This is a genomic window from Nostoc cf. edaphicum LEGE 07299, from assembly GCF_015207245.1.
GTDB lineage: Bacteria > Cyanobacteriota > Cyanobacteriia > Cyanobacteriales > Nostocaceae > Nostoc > Nostoc edaphicum_B.
In genome coordinates this window covers 1-5,381 of record NZ_JADEXF010000312.1, presented here as the reverse complement: position 1 = coordinate 5,381, position 5,381 = coordinate 1, and the positions used below count along the sequence as shown (strand labels likewise).

The following is a 5,381-nucleotide window of genomic DNA, read 5'->3' as shown; positions in this document are numbered from 1 at the left end:
TAAGAAACTTTAATTTTGAACCTAGATATTATCCATAAAACCAAACCTGGTAGATGCCGTTTCAGAAAAATAATTACCTTACTGTAATTGGCGATCGCTTTTTCCTTTTTACGTTGAGAAATCGCTTGCACAATTTCTTTTGCTGCTTGTGACGGCGATATCAGCAGCATTGACGGAATAGAATCTTGCCACTCTGGATGCCAAATACCTTGGTTATCTACTTGGCGAATTTCAGTAGCAACGTAGCCAGGACAGATATGTATTATCGATACACCGTCGGGCGCTAATTCTTGAGATAATGACTCGCATAAAGCCCGCAACGCAAATTTGCTCATGCTATAAGCAGAATCACCACTCAAGGCAATATAACTTTTAACGCTACTAATAACAACTAATCTTCCCTGCGTTTTCTTTAGGTCATCTAAGGTAGCGTAGATTGTGTTGAGAACTCCAAAAACATTTGTTGCAAACAGCTTACGGTAGTCATCCACATTTAAGTCTGCCAATTTGCCTTTTAAAGACCAGCCTGCATTGGCAACAACGATATCAATCTTACCGAATTCACTTCCAGCAAGACTGACAGCTTTTTCTACTTCGCCATCTAAAGCTACATCGCAGGATATAGCTAGTACTCTTTGACCGCTGGGGTCAATCTCTGCGGCTATAGTTGCTAATCGTTCCGTCCGTCTCGCCAAAAGCACAACCTTTGCACCTTCACGGGCAAGTTCTTTGGCAACTGCTGCCCCAATTCCAGAGGAAGCCCCAGTAATCAACGCTACTAAACCATTAAACTGACTCATATAGTTTTAGCGTCTGCACAAAAATTGCCGATCCCAAAAATGTTTTGAGGATCGTTAGCTTGCTTAATTTCTTTAATCAATTCAATACTGTCAGATGATAAAGTATTTTTGATAAATTCTTGGCGACTTTTCCCGACACCATGATGATGAGAAATAGAACCACCATTTTCCATAATTGCTACTCTGATAGAATGCTCGATTTGAGGAGAAATTATTTCTGGAGATTCAACTCCTTTACTATAAAAGCCAAACATAAAATATAAACAAACACCTGTATGATAAATTTGACTAATTCGGTAAGATAGATAAGGTTTTCCAGGTAAGTTAAACTTTTCATGCTGCTCTTTTAATGTCTGGTCAACAGCATGACAAACTTGGTGAATTTGACTCCAAGAGACAGATGTTTCAAAACTTTCGCCAAGAATAAAAAAACTAGCTAAGAAATCTCGCATATAGGCAATAGCATAAGTTAGCATATAGCCTCGTTGTCCGTTTTCTGACCCAGACGCCAAGCCTTGAAATTTTTTAGCTAACGCATATATATTAGTTTGTTGATAAGCAATTTCTTGAGCAGATCCTTCCATAACAATAGTAGCTGCTACCATTTGATATGGATTAAAGCCACACAGCTTTAATAAATAAAACTTTTTAAGTTTATCAATCCAGCCTTTGATATTAGTTGGCTGTGGTTTTAGGGCTTGACCGAAGCGAAATTGATTATTATCTACCAAACGAATACTAGCTGGAACAAATCCACTATGAGCTAAACTGTATAAAAATTCTACTCCTAACTCGAAGTTAGGAAAAACGAGAGAGCCATATTTTTTTACCTGGGGAATAGGATGAATTTTAATCACAGCTTTGGTAATTAATCCTAAGTTTCCTTCACTACCAAACAGAATATTTTGAATCTGCATTCCCATTGAAGCGCGGGAGATTGGTTGTATTTGCTCAATTGTACCTTTGGGGGTAATTAGAGTAATATTTTCTACAATTTGCTCAATATTGCCATAGCGATTTTTCTTCATTCCACTTGCATTTGTGGAAATCCAACCCCCTAAAGTCGAAAACTCTAAACTATCAGGTTCGTGACCGCAAGTAAATCCATCTTTTCTTAACTGTTCCTCAAGCTGCTGACCTGTAATTCCTGCTTGTACACAAGCGCGGAAATTATCTCGATCTATCCACTCAATTTTATTCATCCGCCGCATATCTACAGAAACTACCATTCTTTTTTCATCTTCTGGTAGCTTTAAGGCGCAGCTAACATTAGTTCCACCTCCAAAAGGAACAAGACAGATATTGTGTTCTATAGCAAGATTTATAATTTTTTGGGCATCTAACTCTGATTGGCAGTAAAATATCATATCTACAGTTCGCTCTAATTTAGAGTAAAGAACTTTGTAAACTTCTTTAAAAGCACTTTGCCCATGACTGTGAAAAAGACGTTCTTGTTCGTCAAATGTGTATTGATTACTAGGAAATATATTCTCTAATTCTTGACAAAAACATTTATTGATATTTAGAGGGTTAATAAATTTTTGTGTTATTTCTGGTTGCTGGTCATGGGGATTAATTTCAATACCTAATTGTTCTTCTATATAGGAAAGAAAATAAGGCATTTTGTAGCCTGATAGATTGTAGCGATCGCCTGTCAAAGTTACCGAGCGATCGTCATTGATTATAAACTGGGTATCGGCGAACCCCCATTTATGTCTCCAAGTTTCCATAATTCACTTTTCCTACTAAATTGTCGTGCAGTTGAGCGATCGCTATATACACATCATTAATAATTTGTTGTTGAATTTGACGAGTGTCAAGTATATTTTGTTTAGTTTGATAATGCCTGAAGTCTAAAGGTAAGCCAAAACTCACGTAAATTGGATGTCGTTTGGGAAAATGTCTACCTTTAGGCAATGCTTGATAAGTTCCATGAATATAGACAGGAATGACAGGAACGTTTAGGTGCAGCACTAATAATCCTAATCCCAGTTTTAGGCGTTGAAGCTCACCCGTTATCGAGCGAGTTCCTTCTGGGAAAAACAGAATTACCTTGTTTTGTTCCACAATTTTTTGACAGGAACGCAGAGAATTTAAAAAATTGCCTTTGCGTTCAAAGCAAATCATGTTGAAAAAATTCTGGCACATCCATGCTTTGAACGGTCGATTGAAAAAGTAGTCTTTTGCTGCCAAGCTGTAAACATTTTTAAAATGTTTGCCTTGGGCCGCTATCACTGCTGGGCCATCAAGATGACTAACATGGTTAGCTGCAATTATATAAGCTCTATCCTGGGGAATATTTTCTAGTCCTAGACATTTAAGCTGAAACCAATGTTGGTAAAGCAATTTACCACTTATCCAAATAATATTTTGACCTATATTAACTAGCCAATTTTGAAGTTGATTTTCTGTCATTATTTTATCTTAGTCATTGGTCAGTAAATATTTATCAGCTATCAGTCATTAGGAAATCTTTTCTTTCTCTGCATCCCCTTCTATCTTCACAAGCAAGCTCTCATAATTAACTAGGTTTTTTCTGGTAATATGAGATTTCCCTAGCTTTACCTTTATGAAGCTGGTTCTAAATAACCACTACTAAGGAAATACGAAAAATATATTTTCAGTAAAGCAGTATCTACGGCAGGGCAAACAATCGAAGTTTCTCTAAGCGTATTAATAGTTTCTTGACAACTAATTTTTGGTCTTATATTTTGCTGGTATAACTCAGGAATTGTGATTTTTTCTTGCCCCCATTCTTGGCAAAAGAAAGGAATTAGAGATGTTAAAACGTTTTGGTTTGTTCGCATAGTGGCAGACAACTGTTTTTGCCACTGTTGATAAGGAATAAGCTGGATAGAATAACCTAAAGAGCAAAGCCAAGCAAACAAATTTTGCCAATGGTAAGGATGAGGATTATTCAGATGATAGCACTTGCCGATCGCTTGCTTTTGTCTGGATAAATAAACAATTCCTTGTGCTACATAGTCAACTGGAGATAAATCTAAAAAATAGTCGAGTTGGGGCATACTACCCATCTGAATATAACCCTTAATCATCCGGCAAATAATATCATTGTTTTTCCAAATTCCGGTTTGACTATCCCCAGAGATAAAAGCTGACCGATAAATATTTATTGGTAATCCGCGATTGCGGGCTTCCATAACCAACTTCTCTGCTACCCATTTACTTTGAGAATATCCCAAATAAATATCTTCCCAATCAGATAGTGATTCGTTTTCATCGACTATTTTTTGGCTATACGCTGATGACTCAAATACAGCAAAACTTGAAATGTAATGCAGGGATTTGGTTTTACTTTGGCAGGCTAATCGTAAAATTTCTTGTGTTCCTAAAACATTGCAAGGTTTCAATCGAGCATAGGAGTACACATAACTTAGTAATGCTCCACTATGATAAATACTGTCAATCTCATTTGCTAGTTTGCTAAATGTTGCTGTTGTCAAACCCAGTTGTGGCAGAGAAATATCACCCAAAACTGGTATAATTCTTGATTGGAAAGAACTATTCCACAAGTTGTAAAACTTTAAATTATTTTGCAATCTCCCTTGGGCAGTTTCAAGTTCGGATCCGCGCACAAGACAATAAATTTTTGCTTGAGTTTGTTGTAACAGTTCGGATAGTAAAAAAGCCCCTAAAAAACCTGTTGCTCCGGTTAAAAAAATAGAAGTGGGTTCAGTTCCCAATGAGGTAGCGGTATTTTCTGGATAAATAGTTGATTCTAAAACTGCTTCTGCAGATAAATCTATAAATTTCTCAATTTTTTGCTGATTTTGAGTCATAAATTCCAGAATTTCAGCTTTCCGTTCGCTGAGAATCGTCTGAATTTCTGGAGATAATACTCCTTTTGGCGCACGCAGATGTAGTTTCCCATCCTGAGCCGATAACTTAATTCCTTGTTTATTAAGCCAATCAAAAAGTTGATAGAGACTCATAAGATTATTTCCTCTATATCACCCAAATGTTGAGCCAAAGCTTCAATAGTTGGGTAATCAATTAGTAAATCCGGTTCTAACTGGCATTCCAGAAAATCACCCAGATCGCCAGTCAAACTGACTGCGGCGCTAGAATCTAATCCGTAACTATTTAAAGGCAAAGTAATATCTATTTCATCTGAAGGTATTTCTAAAGCGGCAGCTAGATATGAAATTAACCAGGCTTTAATTTCTGCTACAGTTCCCTTTGTTTTCAATACTTCTGAGGCTTTTAATGTTGAATCAATTTGTAAATTTTTGCGTTCCATCTTTTAATATTTGAAAGCTTTGTTAATTATTTTTAGCTGATTGAGAGTATTATTGTGAAATTTCATCCAGTTTTTTGAATTCAATTGCTTCTAAGCTAGGATGCTTTACATCCCAAGCTAAACCTATAGCTTGTAAAATCAGAATAACCCAGTATCCTGGATCGATTTGCCACCATTTTAAACCAAACTTTGCTGAGTTAGGAAAAGCATGATGATTGTTGTGCCAACCTTCACCAAGGGTAAGAATAGCCAACCAAATGTTGTTTTTACTTTGGTCTATGTTTTTAAACAATCTTTTTCCATAAACATGACCTATAGAG

At 36.5% G+C, this 5,381-nt stretch carries 6 protein-coding genes; all 6 read right to left on the bottom strand.

All coding sequences use genetic code 11. The features are described from left to right. Nucleotides 1-800, bottom strand: an 800-nt coding sequence (locus tag IQ229_RS11330; protein WP_194043742.1) for an SDR family oxidoreductase, incomplete at its 3' end; no start/stop codon positions are given. Then, nucleotides 797-2,530 carry an FAD-binding oxidoreductase gene (locus IQ229_RS11325; RefSeq protein WP_194043740.1) on the bottom strand — a complete coding sequence of 578 codons (1,734 nt, stop codon included), beginning with the start codon at nucleotides 2,528-2,530 and terminating at the stop codon, nucleotides 797-799. The genes IQ229_RS11325 and IQ229_RS11330, both read right to left, overlap by 4 nt. After that, nucleotides 2,511-3,215, bottom strand: coding sequence for a lysophospholipid acyltransferase family protein (locus IQ229_RS11320; protein WP_194043738.1), 705 nt, complete (start codon nucleotides 3,213-3,215; stop codon nucleotides 2,511-2,513). The genes IQ229_RS11325 and IQ229_RS11320 overlap by 20 nt, the downstream gene beginning before the upstream one ends. Before the next feature lie 152 nt (nucleotides 3,216-3,367). After that, nucleotides 3,368-4,753 (bottom strand): thioester reductase domain-containing protein, encoded by a 1,386-nt coding sequence (locus tag IQ229_RS11315; protein ID WP_194043736.1) that lies wholly within the window; start codon nucleotides 4,751-4,753, stop codon nucleotides 3,368-3,370. Beyond that, nucleotides 4,750-5,061 (bottom strand): acyl carrier protein, encoded by a 312-nt coding sequence (locus IQ229_RS11310; RefSeq protein ID WP_194043728.1) that lies wholly within the window; start codon nucleotides 5,059-5,061, stop codon nucleotides 4,750-4,752. The genes IQ229_RS11315 and IQ229_RS11310 overlap by 4 nt, the downstream gene beginning before the upstream one ends. 49 nt (nucleotides 5,062-5,110) lie before the next feature. After that, the coding region (locus IQ229_RS11305) for a fatty acid desaturase (protein WP_194043726.1) at nucleotides 5,111-5,381 on the bottom strand (271 nt) is incomplete at its 5' end.